9 protein-coding genes are annotated in these 13,073 nt (G+C 67.4%); 5 read left to right on the top strand and 4 right to left on the bottom strand.

The annotated features are described in order from the left end of the window. Positions 1-159: 159 nt before the first annotated feature. Entirely contained in the window at positions 160-4,116 is a 3,957-nt protein-coding gene (locus tag NG698_RS17340; RefSeq protein ID WP_252611276.1) for a Pls/PosA family non-ribosomal peptide synthetase, read from the top strand. A gap of 52 nt (positions 4,117-4,168) precedes the next feature. After that, positions 4,169-5,548: a M1 family metallopeptidase gene (locus tag NG698_RS17335; RefSeq protein WP_252611246.1), complete on the top strand. Its 1,380-nt coding sequence runs from the start codon at positions 4,169-4,171 to the stop codon at positions 5,546-5,548. 43 nt (positions 5,549-5,591) lie between these two features. On the opposite strand, the gene NG698_RS17330 is transcribed toward NG698_RS17335, so the two are convergent. From NG698_RS17330 to pheS, 3 genes are read right to left on the bottom strand one after another with little or no spacing between them, the layout of a single operon-like run. Beyond that, complete coding sequence (locus NG698_RS17330; RefSeq protein ID WP_252602062.1) at positions 5,592-6,293, bottom strand: 4'-phosphopantetheinyl transferase family protein; 702 nt, start codon at positions 6,291-6,293, stop codon at positions 5,592-5,594. A gap of 12 nt (positions 6,294-6,305) precedes the next feature. Beyond that, on the bottom strand, positions 6,306-8,849 hold the full coding sequence (gene pheT, locus NG698_RS17325; RefSeq protein WP_252611244.1) for a phenylalanine--tRNA ligase subunit beta: 2,544 nt from the start codon (positions 8,847-8,849) through the stop codon (positions 6,306-6,308). A gap of 2 nt (positions 8,850-8,851) precedes the next feature. Then, positions 8,852-9,913, bottom strand: a complete 1,062-nt coding sequence (pheS, locus tag NG698_RS17320; protein ID WP_104063385.1) for a phenylalanine--tRNA ligase subunit alpha — start codon at positions 9,911-9,913, stop codon at positions 8,852-8,854. A gap of 202 nt (positions 9,914-10,115) precedes the next feature. Here pheS and NG698_RS17315 point away from each other — a divergent pair, with 202 nt between their 5' ends. The 3 genes from NG698_RS17315 to NG698_RS17305 all read left to right on the top strand — a co-directional run bounded on the left by NG698_RS17315 (position 10,116) and on the right by NG698_RS17305 (position 12,588). Next, entirely contained in the window at positions 10,116-10,598 is a 483-nt protein-coding gene (locus NG698_RS17315) for a hypothetical protein (protein ID WP_252611242.1), read from the top strand. A gap of 2 nt (positions 10,599-10,600) precedes the next feature. Beyond that, a complete protein-coding gene (locus tag NG698_RS17310) occupies positions 10,601-11,257 on the top strand; it encodes an SIMPL domain-containing protein (protein ID WP_252611241.1) in 657 nt (218 codons plus the stop codon). Positions 11,258-11,472: 215 nt separating this feature from the next. Then, positions 11,473-12,588: an Rv2578c family radical SAM protein gene (locus NG698_RS17305; protein ID WP_252602068.1), complete on the top strand. Its 1,116-nt coding sequence runs from the start codon at positions 11,473-11,475 to the stop codon at positions 12,586-12,588. A gap of 10 nt (positions 12,589-12,598) precedes the next feature. Here the strand turns inward: NG698_RS17305 and NG698_RS17300 are convergent, their stop codons facing one another. Continuing rightward, entirely contained in the window at positions 12,599-13,051 is a 453-nt protein-coding gene (locus tag NG698_RS17300) for a (deoxy)nucleoside triphosphate pyrophosphohydrolase (RefSeq protein WP_252611239.1), read from the bottom strand. Between the last annotated feature and the right edge of the window lie 22 nt (positions 13,052-13,073).

The raw sequence follows: 13,073 nt of genomic DNA, 5'->3' as shown, positions 1-13,073 counted from the left end.
CATGAATATTCAACTAATTCTGGACACCCTGCGTTCACTCTACTCAGGCAGAATCCGTCCGTGAGTGAGCATCAGTCAAACGTCGTAGCATCCCTGCCGGAGGATCCCTACCGCCCCCAGCTGGCCGGTTTTCCTCTGGCCCCGCCCGAGCGGACCCTCATGGCCATCCTGGCGGACTCGGCGGCACGTTTCCCGGAGGCCTCAGCGCTCGACGACGGCCGGCGTTCGCTGAGCTACGCCGACCTGATGACCGCGGTCCGGGCCAAAGGACGGGAGCTCCAGGCCGCCGGGCTGGGCGCCGGCGACAGGATAGGTGTGCGCATTCCGTCCGGGACCAGCGAGCTCTACATCTCGATTCTCGCTATCCTGCACATCGGTGCCGCCTACGTTCCTGTGGACGCTGACGACCCTGAGGAACGTGCCCGGCTCGTTTTCGGTGAGGCTGGCGTAGCCGCAGTGCTCACGGGTGAGGCTGGCGTAGCCGCAGTGCTCACGGGTGAGGCTGGCGTAGCCGCAGTGCTCACGGGTGAGGCTGGCGTAGCCGCAGTGCTCACGGGTGGGGCCGCGGTCTCCGTCCCTGACTCCCCGGAACGCGGTGAAGCCGAGCATCGTGCTGCCGAAAGCCGTTCCGCCGAGCCCGGCGATGACGCGTGGGTGATCTTTACCTCCGGTTCCACCGGCACGCCCAAGGGCGTCGCGGTCCAGCACCGCTCCGCCGCCGCCTTTGTTGACGCCGAAGCCCGGATCTTCCTGCAGGCGGAGCCCCTCGGCCCGCAGGACAGGGTACTGGCAGGGCTTTCGGTCGCCTTTGATGCCTCGTGTGAGGAAATGTGGCTTGCCTGGCGTCACGGCGCCTGCCTGGTGCCCGCACCGCGGGCCCTGGTCAGGACCGGAACGGACCTCGGCCCGTGGCTCATCAGCCACGGCATCACCGCAGTGTCCACCGTTCCTACGTTGGCTGCCCTCTGGCCGGCCGAGTCCTTGGAGAGCGTCCGGCTCCTGATTTTCGGCGGCGAGGCCTGCCCGCCCGAGCTGGCCGAGCGGCTTGCCATCCCGGGCCGTGAAGTCTGGAACACCTATGGCCCCACGGAGGCCACGGTAGTGGCCTGCGCGGCTCCCCTGGGTGGCCCCGGTCCAGTCCGGATCGGACTGCCCCTGGACGGCTGGGACCTGGCCGTGGTGGATGCTGAAGGACTGCCCGTCGGCGAAGGGGAGATCGGCGAACTGATCATCGGCGGCGTCGGACTGGCCCGTTACCTTGACCCGGACAAGGACCGGGAGAAGTACGCGCCCATGCCGTCCTTCGGCTGGGATCGCGCCTACCGTTCGGGCGATCTGGTCCGCTACGAAGCCGCCGGACTGATCTTTATGGGCCGCGCCGACGAACAGGTCAAGCTCGGTGGACGCCGGATCGAACTGGGCGAAATTGACGCCGCCCTGCAGGCGCTCCCGCACGTTGCCGGAGCTGCTGCGGCAGTACGGACAACCGCTGCGGGAAACCAGATCCTGGTGGGCTACCTGGCCGCCGCCGACGCTGACCTGGATCTGGCGGCCGCCCGCGAGCTCCTGGCAGAGAGCCTCCCCGCGCCCCTCATTCCGCTGCTGACCGTCGTCGACTCCCTGCCCACCAAGACCAGCGGCAAGGTGGACCGCCACGCCCTGCCCTGGCCGCTGAGCGGGACCGGTGCGGCGGAGGCCGACGCTGCCCCCTTGAACCTCCCCGAAGATGCCTCCTGGGTGGCCGAACAGTGGACTGCAGTCCTTGGCAGCACCGTAACAAGCCTCGACGCCGACTTTTTCGCCTATGGCGGCGGCTCCCTGTCCGCTGCCCAGCTGGTCTCCGCCCTCAGGGTCCGGTACCCGACCATCACGGTCGCCGACATTTATGCCACACCCAGGATCGGTGCCCTGATTGATGCGGCCCGCCAGACCCTTCCCGACGGAGTGGCCACCGGGCCGGCGCCGTCCCGGACTGTACGCCCCACCGCGTTTAAGTCCCAGGTCTTCCAGACGCTGATGGGCATTCCCTTGCACATCCTGGTGGGGATGCGCTGGCTGACCTACCTCATGGCGGCTAACAACGTGCTGGCCGCATTGGCCGGCTTCAGCGCTGCCCCCACAGTTTCCTGGTGGTGGGTGGCCGCCTCCTGGCTCGTCTTCGTCTCCCCGGCCGGCCGTATGCTGATTTCCGTGGCCGCGGCCCGGATGCTGCTCCGGAAGGTGGGGCCGGGAACGTACCCGCGCTCCGGACGGGTGCACGTGCGCCTCTGGCTGGCCGAACAGATCCAGGACCTCGCCGGGGCCATCAGCCTCGCCAGCGCACCATGGGTGCCGTACTACGCCCGGGCGTTGGGCGCCAAGATCGGCAACAACGTCCAACTGCACTCACTGCCGCCTGTCACCGGGATGCTTTCCCTCGGCAGCGGCTCCAACGTCGAGCCTGAAGTGGATCTTTCCGGTTGGTGGATCGACGGGGACATCGTCCACATCGGGGCCGTCCATATCGGGGCAGGAGCCAGCGTCGGGGCGCGCAGCACGCTGATGCCCGGCGCTTCCATCGGCGCCGGAGCCCAGGTGGAGCCCGGCTCGGCCGTCCTCGGCAAAGTAAAGGCCGGCCACCACGTGGCCGGCTCCCCCGCCGAGCGCCGGGGCAAGGCCAAGCACTCGCTGCCGGACACTCCTGCCGAACATCGGCTGATTGGCCGGCTCTGGTTCGCCGGATTCGCCATGGCTTCAGCCGTGCTGGCCCTGATCCCTTACGTCTCCGCCGCCGCCGCGGCACTGGTGGTCTTTGCCTTTATCCAAGGCAGCGAATCGCTCTCCGCAGCCGTCCCGCAACTCCTGCAGGCCCTCGCACCCGCGGCCCTCGTGTGGTTCGTCGTCAACCTCCTGCTGATTTTGGTCACCACCCGGATGCTCGGCACCGGCCTGGCGGAGGGCTACTACCGCGTCCGCAGCCGGATCGGCTGGCAGGTCTGGGCCACGGAACGTGTGCTGGACCTGGCCCGCGACCTGCTCTTCCCCGTTTATGCCAGTCTCTTCACTCCGGTCTGGCTGCGCCTGCTGGGCGCCAAGATCGGCAAGAACGTCGAAGCCTCCACGGTCCTGCTCATCCCCAAGATGACCACCGTGGGCGAGGGCGCCTTCCTGGCCGACGACACCATGGTGGCCTCCTACGAGCTCGACGGCGGGTGGCTGCGGATTGCGCCCGCGAAGATCGGCAAGCGCTCCTTCCTGGGCAACTCGGGCATGACCGCTGCCGGCAGGAATGTCCCCAAGAACTCACTCGTCGCCGTCCTGTCGGCCACACCGGCCAAAGCCAAGTCCGGGACCTCCTGGTTGGGCAGCCCGCCTGTGCGGCTCCGGCGCACCGCCATCGCCTCGGACGACACCCGCACGTACCAGCCGCCGCTGCGGCTCAAGTTTGCCCGCTGCCTCTGGGAACTGGGCCGCTTCATCCCCGTGGTGGTAACGGTGGCGATCGCCGCCGGCGTGATGCTTGCTTTTGACTGGCTGGCCGCCGCCTACAACTACGGGATTGCCGCAGCCCTGGGCGGCGTCGTGATGCTGCTGGCGGGCGCGGTTGCCGCCGGCAGCGCCGTCGTCGCCAAGTGGGTCCTCGTGGGCCGGATCCGTGCCGGCGAGCACCCGCTCTGGAGCTCCTTCATTTGGCGCAACGAGGTGGTCGATACGTTTATCGAAATGGTCAGCGCCCCCTGGTTCGCGCGGGCAGCCACCGGGACCCCGGCCCTGGTCTGGTGGCTCCGGGCGCTCGGCGCCCGGATCGGCCGCGGCACGTGGTGCGAAAGCTACTGGCTTCCCGAAGCGGACCTGGTCACCCTCGGGCGGAACTCCACCGTCAACCGTGGCTGTGTGGTCCAAACCCACCTGTTCCATGACCGGGTCATGAGCCTGGACACTGTTACCCTCGAAGACGGAGCAACCATGGGCCCCCACGGCGTCATCCTGCCGCAGGCGAGCATCGGCAGCGGTGGAACTGTAGGACCGGCCTCGCTGGTGATGCGGGGCGAATCCGTTCCCGCCGCGACCTATTGGATGGGCAACCCGGTGAGCCCCTGGAGCGGTCCCGCAGCGTCCGCTCCCAAACCACGCTAGCCCCGCAGTACCAGCTGTCCTGCCGCCCTACGCTGATCGGAAAGACCGTCTTATGAGTTCCCCCGCACCGAGCCCCACGGCCGCCAGTAACGGCCCTGCACGCACCTCGGAGCACGGCGCATCTTCGCCCGACCCCTATATGCCCGGCCATGGCACAAACGCGTACAAGGTCAGCCGCTACGAACTGGACCTTGACTACAAGCTCAGCAGTAACCGCCTGAACGGGCGCGCGGTCCTGACCGCCGTCACCCAGTACGCGACGGCGGCCCTCGTACTGGACCTGATCGGGCTCCGGGCCACGAAGATCCAGCTCAGCGGGCGCCGGGTAAAAAAGTTCAGCCAGCGCGCCGGGCAGTTGGTCATTGTGCCCGAGGCCGCGCTGCCCGCGGGCGAGGAATTTACCCTCGACATCCGCTACGAAGGCAACCCCGGTCCCCGGCGCGGGTTCTGGGGCGAGGTGGGCTGGGAGGAACTCACCGACGGCGTCCTTGTGGCCGGCCAGCCGAACGGCGCCGCCTCCTGGTTCCCGTGCAACGACCACCCCGGTGACAAGGCCAGCTACCGGATCAGTGTGACCACCGACGCCAATTACCGGGCCGTGTGTAACGGCACCCTGATCTCCCACACCAGCAGGGCCAGCCGCGAGACCTGGGTCTACGAACAGGCCGAGCCCATGGCCACCTACCTGGCCACGGTCCAGATCGGCCGCTATGAGTTCCTCGCCCTGACTCCCTTCCCCGTGGACGGGCAGGTTCCGCAGTTCGCCGCCGTCCCGGCGCTGCTGGTCGACACGGCCCGCGAAGGCCTGGCCAGGCAGCCTGAGATGATGCGCACCTTTGCCAGCTGTTTCGGCCCCTACCCTTTCCCGGAATACTCCGTGGTGGTGACCGAAGACGAGCTGGAAATACCGCTTGAAGCGCAGACGCTCTCCATTCTGGGCCGGAACCACCTGACGCAGGAGTGGGAATCCCAGCGGCTCATCGCCCACGAGCTCGCGCACCAGTGGTTCGGGAACTCCCTCACTGCCGCATCATGGTCGGACATCTGGCTCCACGAGGGCTTCGCCTGCTATGCGGAGTGGATCTGGTCGGAGGAGGCGGGCGTCCTCCCTGTCGCGGACCGGGCCGCCGCAGCCTGGCGGAAACTGGCCGCCGGCAGCCAGGACATTATCGTGGGCGACCCCGGGCCCGAGCTAATGTTTGATGACCGCGTCTACAAGCGGGGAGCCTTGGCCCTGCATGCCCTGCGGGTCCGGTGCGGCGACCTGGCATTCTTTGCGTTGCTGCACGACTGGACAGATGCCCACCGTCACGGTTCAGTTTCCACGGCGGCCTTTATTCTCGCCGCGGACCGGGCAACCGGACTGGACACCGAGGCGCTGCTGCACCCGTGGCTGCTCGAGGCCGCCCTTCCGCCGCTGCCGGTGCGCTGACCAGCAAGTGCGGTGACGGGCAAGTGCGCTGACAACAACGTCGCTAGCTGCCGGTGCGCGAAACCGCGACGGCGGCGCGAAAGTTGAGCGGGAGGCCCGCCTCGCCGGCGGCCAGGTCCCGGATTTCCGGGCGCGACAAAACGTCGAGCGTGTCCGGCGCCGTGGCGAGACCGTCGCCCGTCATCTTGAGCCAGGCTTCCTTACGCGCCCAGAGCCTTGCCCGCTCCTGCAGCAGCAAAGGCCCGGCCAGCCCGGTTAGGGCCGCGCGCTCCGCGGTGGTGAGCGCCACGCCGTCGAACCCCTCAAAGGCCATGCCGGACGGGTCCCCCAGGTCCAGGCCCATCGTGACTCCGGCCGGTGGATCCACCACGGCGCCCAACAGGATCCACCCGGAACTCCGGGACAGGCTCAGCGCGAGCGGCACCGGCTCTCCCCTGAGCGTATAACCCGGCCTGCCGTGCGATAGCTCGGGGCCGGAGCCGCACCGGGGGCAGCTGAAGTGAGTGGTGAGGTCCGACGCCGGGACGTCCAGCAGTTCTGCTGCGAACCTTCGCAGGGCACGCCGGCCAGCGACAAAAACGGCCCGCGGGCCGGGTGCCAGGGCAGCTGCTCGGGCCAGCTCGGCGGGCCCCAGCACTACTGACTGGTGGCCCGCCGTCGGGTCCTGCCCTTCGGATACGCCGGGAGGGCAGGAACGCAGGACCGGCACTGGCGCCACCGGCCCCGCCCCCACCAGCCCTGCCATCCGGATCCGCGTTTAGCGCTGGACGGCGCCGAAGCGCTCTGCAGCCAGGGCAACCGCGCTTTCGCGCGCAGCCGAGGCCTCATCGGCCGTCAGCGTCCGGTCCGTTGCCCGGAAACGCAGGCCGAAGGCGAGCGATTTCTTGCCTTCTTCAATACCCTTGCCGGCGTAGACGTCGAACAGCGCCACGTCCTCCAGCAGCTCGCCGGCGCCTTCGCGGAGCGCTTCGAGGACCTGGTCCGCGGGAATCTCCTGCGGCACCACCAGGGCAACGTCCTGGGTGGCCACCGGGAACGTGGAGATGTGGCGGGCCACAATCACATCCGCAGCTGCCTCGAACAGGGCATCCGCGTTGAACTCCAGCGCCACCGAACGGGCAGGCATGTCGTGCGCGGCCAGGAGCTTCGGGTGCAGCTCGCCGGCGTAACCCACTACTTCGCCGGTCCGCAGCGAGAGCTGCGCGGCACGGCCCGGGTGGAACGCCTGGTGCGCACCCTGGCTGACCACAACCTCCACACCCAGGACATCCCCGGCGAGCCGGGCAATGTCAAGCGCGTCTGACCAGTCCCACAAGCGCGGCGTGTGGCCGGCGGCAGCGGGTGAATCGTGGCCCGTGAGGACAGCGGCGACGTGCAGCGGCTGGTCCGGAACGCCGTCGTACAGTGCATCCAGTACCTCGTCGGAAGGCTTGACGCCCAGCGGCGGGATGGACTGAGTACCCACGGTCTCGCCCGGCAGGAAAACGAGGCCCGACTCGAAGAGCGCCAGGTCGCGGAACCCGCGGGAGTAGTTCCGCTTGGCCACCTCGATCAGCCCGGGGAGGATGGACGTGCGCAGGAAGCCGTGTTCCTCGCTGATCGGGTTCGCCAGCTTGACCGCGCTCCGGGCCGCCCCCTGCTCGGCGACGCCGAACGTGTCGTTGGCCGCCTTGGAGACGAACGGGTAGGCCAGGACTTCGGTCAGACCGGCGTCGGCCAGTGACTGGATGAGCCGACGGCGCTGCTGCTGCACGCGGGTCAGGCCACGTCCCGGAGGGGCCACCGGAAGGGTGGCGGGGATGTTGTCGTAGCCCACCAGCCTTGCGATTTCCTCGGTGAGGTCTTCCTTGGTTTCCAGGTCGTTGCGCCAGCTGGGGGCGGTAACGGTCCAGCCGCCGTCGTTCTTTTCCACCACGGCGCCGAGGTCCACCAGCGAAGTGGTGATCTGTTCCTCGGTGAAATCGATGCCGATCCGCTGGGAAGCGAAGGCTGCCGGCAGCGCGATGGTCACGGCGTCCGGCGCGGTCCCGACGTCGGTCCCCGCCTGGTCGGCAACCCCGCCGGCGAGGTCCACCAGGAGGTCAACAACACGCTGGGCAGCGATGTCCGCCACGTGCCAGTCGACGCCGCGCTCGAAGCGCTTGGACGCCTCGGACGGCAGCTTGTGCCGGCGGCGGGAACGGCCAATGGACACCTCGTCGAAGTGCGCAGCTTCCACCAGGACGTTCGACGTCGAATCGCTCACCTCGGTGGCTGCACCGCCCATCACGCCGGCAATGCCGATCGCGCCGGAACCGTCGGTGATGAGGAGGTCCTCGATATCGAGCGCGCGCTCCTTGTCGTCCAGGGTGGTGATCTTCTCCCCCGCCACGGCGCGGCGGACCACGATGTCGCCGGACAGCTTGTCCAGGTCATAGCAGTGCGTGGGCTGGCCAAGCTCGAGCATCACGTAGTTGGAGATGTCCACGGGCAGGGAGATGGAGCGGATCCCGGCAAGCCGGAGCCTTGAGGTCATCCACGGGGGCGTCGGTTTGGTGGCGTCGACGCCGCGGACGGTGCGGGCCACGAAACGGTCGCAGCCGGGCTTGCCATAGATGGGAGCGTCGTCGTTGAGCTTCACGCCGTAGCCGCCGGAAAGCTCCGCCGGAGCCTGGACCTTGGTAGCGGGGTCCGTGAATCCCGTGCCGGTGGCGTGGGCGTATTCACGGGCCACACCACGGATGGAGAACGCGTAGCCGCGGTCCGGGGTCACGTTGATCTCGGCTGCCTGGTCATAAAGGCCGAGCAGTTCCATGGCGTCCGTGCCGATTTCCGGATCAAGCCCGATGCGGGACAGGACCAGGATGCCGTCGTGGTCCTCGCCGATGCCAAGCTCACGCACGGAGGCGATCATGCCGGCGGACAGGTGGCCGTAGGTCTTCCGCGCGGAGATGTGGAAGTCGCCGGGCAGGACCGCGCCGGGCAGCGTGACTACTACCTTGTCGCCCTCCACGAAGTTGTGGGCGCCGCAGATGATCCCCTGCACCCCGGACGGGTCGATGCTGTCGCCGGTCAGGGTCTGTTCCTGGCCTTCGGGGACAACCCGGACCTGGCACCAGTTGATGGTTTTGCCGTTGGTCTGGGGTTCCTTGACGATGCTCAGGACCTGGCCCACCACAACCGGACCCTGCAAGGCGTCCGTGGGACGGTGGACGTCCTCTTCTTCAAAACCGACCTTGACCAGTTCGGCCATCACGTCTTCGGCCGTTGCTCCGGCCGGTACTGCTGCGAATTCACGCAGCCAGGAAAGTGGGATACGCACTGTTAGATCTCCATCCCGAAGTGCTCGCTGAAACGTACGTCGCCTTCGATCATGTCGCGCATGTCGCCGACGTCATTGCGGAACATGAGCGCGCGCTCGATACCCATGCCAAATGCGAAACCGGAGTAGATATCCGGGTCGATGCCCGCGGCGCGGAGGACGTTGGGGTTGATCATGCCGCAGCCGCCCCATTCGATCCAGCGCGGGCCGCCCTTGGCGCCCGGGTGCCAGATGTCGAGTTCCGCGGAGGGTTCGGTGAAGGGGAAATAGTTCGGGCGCAGCCGGACGGACGCTTCGTCGCCGAACAACTGCCGGGTGAAGTGCTCCAGGGTGCCCAGGAGGTCGGCCATGCTCAAGTTCTTGTCGATGGCGAGGCCCTCGAACTGGTGGAAGACCGGGGTGTGCGTCGCGTCCAGTTCATCGGTGCGGAACACCTTGCCGGGGCAGAGGACGTAGATGGGCAACTCGCGTTCCAGCATGGACCGGACCTGCACCGGGGAGGTGTGCGTACGCATCACCAGGTGGGCCTCCGGCGGCTCCACGAAAAACGTGTCCTGCATTTCGCGGGCGGGGTGGTCCGGCTTGAAGTTCAGGGCGTCGAAGTTGAACCATTCGGATTCCACCTCGGGGCCTTCGGCGATTTCCCAGCCCATGCCCACAAAGATGTCCGCCACGCGGTCCTGCAGCGTGGAGAGCGGGTGACGCGCTCCTGCCCGACGACGGCGGGGTGCGGCAGTGACGTCCACCGTCTCTTCCAGCAGGATCCGGGCGTCGTTTTGTGCTTCCAGCTCGGCGGTGCGGTCCGCGAGCGCCTTGTTGACCCGGCCCCGTGAGGAACCCATGAGTTTGCCGGCTACGGCTTTCTGGTCTTTCGGCAGTCCGCCGATCTCCCGGTTGGCCAGGCTGAGCGGTGACTTCTCACCGGTGTGCGCCAGCCTCACCGCCTTGAGTTCGTCAAGGGTGCCTGCGCCGGCAATGGCGGCGATGGCCTGGTCTACAGCGGCAGTGATGGCGGCTTCATCCGTAGGGTTCGGGATGGCGGCGCCCGGCAAAGTTTCAGTCATCTACTGTTCTTAGCTACGAGTCGGGGCTGCCGGTGAGGGGTGCAGCCGCGCGCGGTTACCCGGCAGCGCATCCGTCACTGGCAGGTCATTCCGTGAATCCATGCTTGCTGAATGCACTCGATGACCAGGTCAGGGCACACCGGTCAAAAACTGGCGGCCACTATCCTCCAGTCTAAGTGAAGGCTCCGGTTACCATGGCCTCATGACACAAGGGCAGGGCCCGTCAGCCGCGCAGCTGTTGACGCCGGGGCAGCGCGTACGACAGCTCGCCAACCTGGCCAACGGCACTACCCTGCTGGGCCTGGCCGTTGCCGCGGCTGCGGGAACCGCCGTCAGCAAAGGCCCCCGCGGGCTGGTCATGGCGTCCGGCTACCGGTGGCGCATTCCGTATGCGGGGGCCTTCACCCTGGGCAACGTGGTCATCTACCGGATCCGGGCTGAAGAACTGACGTCCAATCCGGCGCTCCTGGGGCATGAGGAAAAGCACTGCAGCCAGTACGCCTACTGCCTGGGGTTGCCCTTCCTTCCGCTGTATTTCCTGGCCGCCGGCTGGTCGCAGCTCCGGACGGGCAATCCGGCGTCGGCGAATTTCTTCGAACGGCAGGCCGGCCTGGCAGCCGGCGGTTATGTTGACATCCGGACACCAAAGCCGGCGCCCCATGGCGCCGTCGGAATCGAGGTCTGACAATGACGGGCGAACCCAACACCACGACAAGCAACAGGACCATTATCGTGACCGGAACGGGGACGGCGGAGGCGCCACCTGACTTACTGACGATTTCTGTGGGCGTCGAGTGTCGGCGGGACAGCGTGGGCGCCGCCTATGCGGATGCAGGAACAGCGTCCGCAGCTGTATCCGGTGCGCTCCGCCGGCACGGCCTGGCTGACACGGACATCCGGACCTCCGGACTGAACGTCCGGCCGGAGTTCGTCTGGCGCGACAGCGGGGGCCAGCAGGTGACCGGGTACGTGACCTCCAGCATGCTCACCGTGCGCCTGCGGCAGGTCAGCGCGGCATCCGCCGTTATTGCCGCCGCAGTAGACGCCGGCGGCGATGACGTGCGCCTGAACGGACTGGAACTTGGCTTCTCGGATGAGTCAGCCGTCGCCGCCCTCGCCCGGGACGCTGCATGGCAGGATGCCTCAGTCAAAGCCGAACAGTTTGCATCCCTGGCGTCCGCGCGGCTTGGCGCGGTGATGTCCGTTGCCGAGCACCCGGATGCGCCCGGGCCGGTTCCGGTGGCCCGGATCCAGCGCGCCGCCGCCAGCGAAGCCATCAGCGTGGAGGCGGGCCACGCGGGCATTAACGCCAGCGTCACCGTGGTGTGGGAATTGTTGGACTGACGGTTTCCCGGGGGCCGACGCAAGCGGAAGCCACCGGCCGAAGCCACGGGGCGGAGCCCCCGGCGGGCAGTGAGTCCGGCGGGCAGTGAGTCCGGCGGGCGGTGAGTCCGGCGCGACCAGCCTGACGTGAGCCCTGCCGCCGGTGAGCCCGGCGCGCGGACTTCCGCGGCGCCCGGTCCTTGACTTAAGTTCGAACATATATTCGAATGGAAGGCATGAGATGGGATGAACAAGCGCTGATGCCCCGGCCCGCCGATGACCTCGGAAGTGGCCCATCACCTGCCCTGCTTCCCCTTGCCGGGTTGGTCCGTTCTGTGACCACCCCCGAATTCGCCGGCATCACCTTTCATGAGGTCACCGCCAAATCGGTGCTCAATAAGGTGGTGGCCGGGTCGCGGATGCCGTTTGAGTGGACCGTGAACCCGTACCGCGGCTGCAGCCATGCCTGTGTTTACTGTTTTGCGCGCAAGAGCCACACGTATCTCGACTTTGACGCCGGACTGGATTTCGACAGCCAGGTGGTGGTCAAGGTCAATGCGGCCGAGGTCCTCCGGAAGGAGCTGGCCAAACCGTCCTGGGGCCGTCACCAGGTGGCGCTTGGCACCAACACGGACCCCTACCAGCGGGCCGAGGGCCGCTACCAGCTGATGCCGGGAATCATCACGGCGCTGGCTGACTCAGGTACGCCGTTGTCCATCCTTACCAAGGGGACGCTGCTCGCCCGGGACATGCCGCTCCTGAAGCGTGCTGCCGCCCAGGTGCCGGTAGGGGTGGGCATTTCCCTGGCCATGACGGATGAGGCACTCTCGGAAGCCGTGGAACCAGGCACGCCAGGGCCTCGGGCGCGGCTGAAGCTGGTCTCCCGCTTACGCGATGCCGGGCTCCCCTGCGGTGTTATGGCGATGCCTATCCTGCCGTGGCTGTCCGACAGTGACGAAGCCCTTGATTCCCTGTTCGCTTCGTTGGCCGCGGCCGGTGCCACGGGCGTCACCGCCGGCGCCCTCTACCTGAAGCCGGGAACACGCGAGTGGTTCATGCAGTGGATTGCCAAGAACCATCCGGAACTGGCTGGCCGCTACCGGCGCCTCTATGACACAGGGTCCTACGCGTCGAAGGAATACCGCACCTGGCTCGCCGCAAAGGTGCGCTATTTCAAGCACCGGCATGGCTTCACCAGCGGCCACGGCTTCAGCCACCGCGATCTGGCAGACGATCCCCGAGGCGAGGAAGCCCAGTATCCGGAAGGAATCCTGCCTGTCCCCGGGACAACAGGCGCTGACTTTCGGAACGCCGACGAAGCAACAGCGCTCCGTCAACCTACCCTGTTCTGACGTCAGGATTTCAACGCGCGTGCGTGTCTGGCTGCTGCGCGCTGAGTGAGTGCAGGAGGGCTTCGACAATGGGGAAATCGGCCGGGATCCAGGGCAGGTCCAGCACTTCCCGGTGGTCCGTCAGCGCGACCCAGCGTAATGCGTCGTGGTCCTCGAGGGGTTGCGGCTCGCCCTGGATAATTTCGGCCAGCCAGACCCGCATGCTTGCCCGGTCGTTCAGCCGCCATCCGGTGGCCGCCGCTGCCGGGAGCTCGAGCCCCAGCCGGACACGCACGCCGAGCTCCTCACTCAGTTCCCGGTGCAATGCGGCCTCGCATTCCTCACCGGCGTCCACTTTCCCGCCGGGAAATTCCCAGAGCCCAGCGAACTGCTCGGGAGCAGTCCGCCTGGCCACCAGTATGCGGGCAGGGTTCGCCAACGAGTCCACTATTGCTCCGCCAACTACCTGTATCAGTCCACTCACCGCCCCAGTCTATGAGGGAGAA

The sequence above is a fragment of the Pseudarthrobacter raffinosi genome, from assembly GCF_023913735.1.
GTDB lineage: Bacteria > Actinomycetota > Actinomycetes > Actinomycetales > Micrococcaceae > Arthrobacter > Arthrobacter raffinosi.
Note: the sequence above shows the minus strand (reverse complement) of the source record. Positions and strands in the feature narration are given on the sequence as shown.

Coding starts and splice junctions, on each gene's coding strand:
- NG698_RS17335 (WP_252611246.1), top strand. CDS start 4,169: ATGAGTTCCCCCGCACCGAGCCCCACGGCCGCCAGTAACGGCCCTGCA.
- NG698_RS17305 (WP_252602068.1), top strand. CDS start 11,473: ATGAGATGGGATGAACAAGCGCTGATGCCCCGGCCCGCCGATGACCTC.
- NG698_RS17340 (WP_252611276.1), top strand. CDS start 160: ATGGCCATCCTGGCGGACTCGGCGGCACGTTTCCCGGAGGCCTCAGCG.
- NG698_RS17310 (WP_252611241.1), top strand. CDS start 10,601: ATGACGGGCGAACCCAACACCACGACAAGCAACAGGACCATTATCGTG.
- NG698_RS17315 (WP_252611242.1), top strand. CDS start 10,116: ATGACACAAGGGCAGGGCCCGTCAGCCGCGCAGCTGTTGACGCCGGGG.
- pheS (WP_104063385.1), bottom strand. CDS start 9,913: ATGACTGAAACTTTGCCGGGCGCCGCCATCCCGAACCCTACGGATGAA.
- NG698_RS17330 (WP_252602062.1), bottom strand. CDS start 6,293: ATGGCAGGGCTGGTGGGGGCGGGGCCGGTGGCGCCAGTGCCGGTCCTG.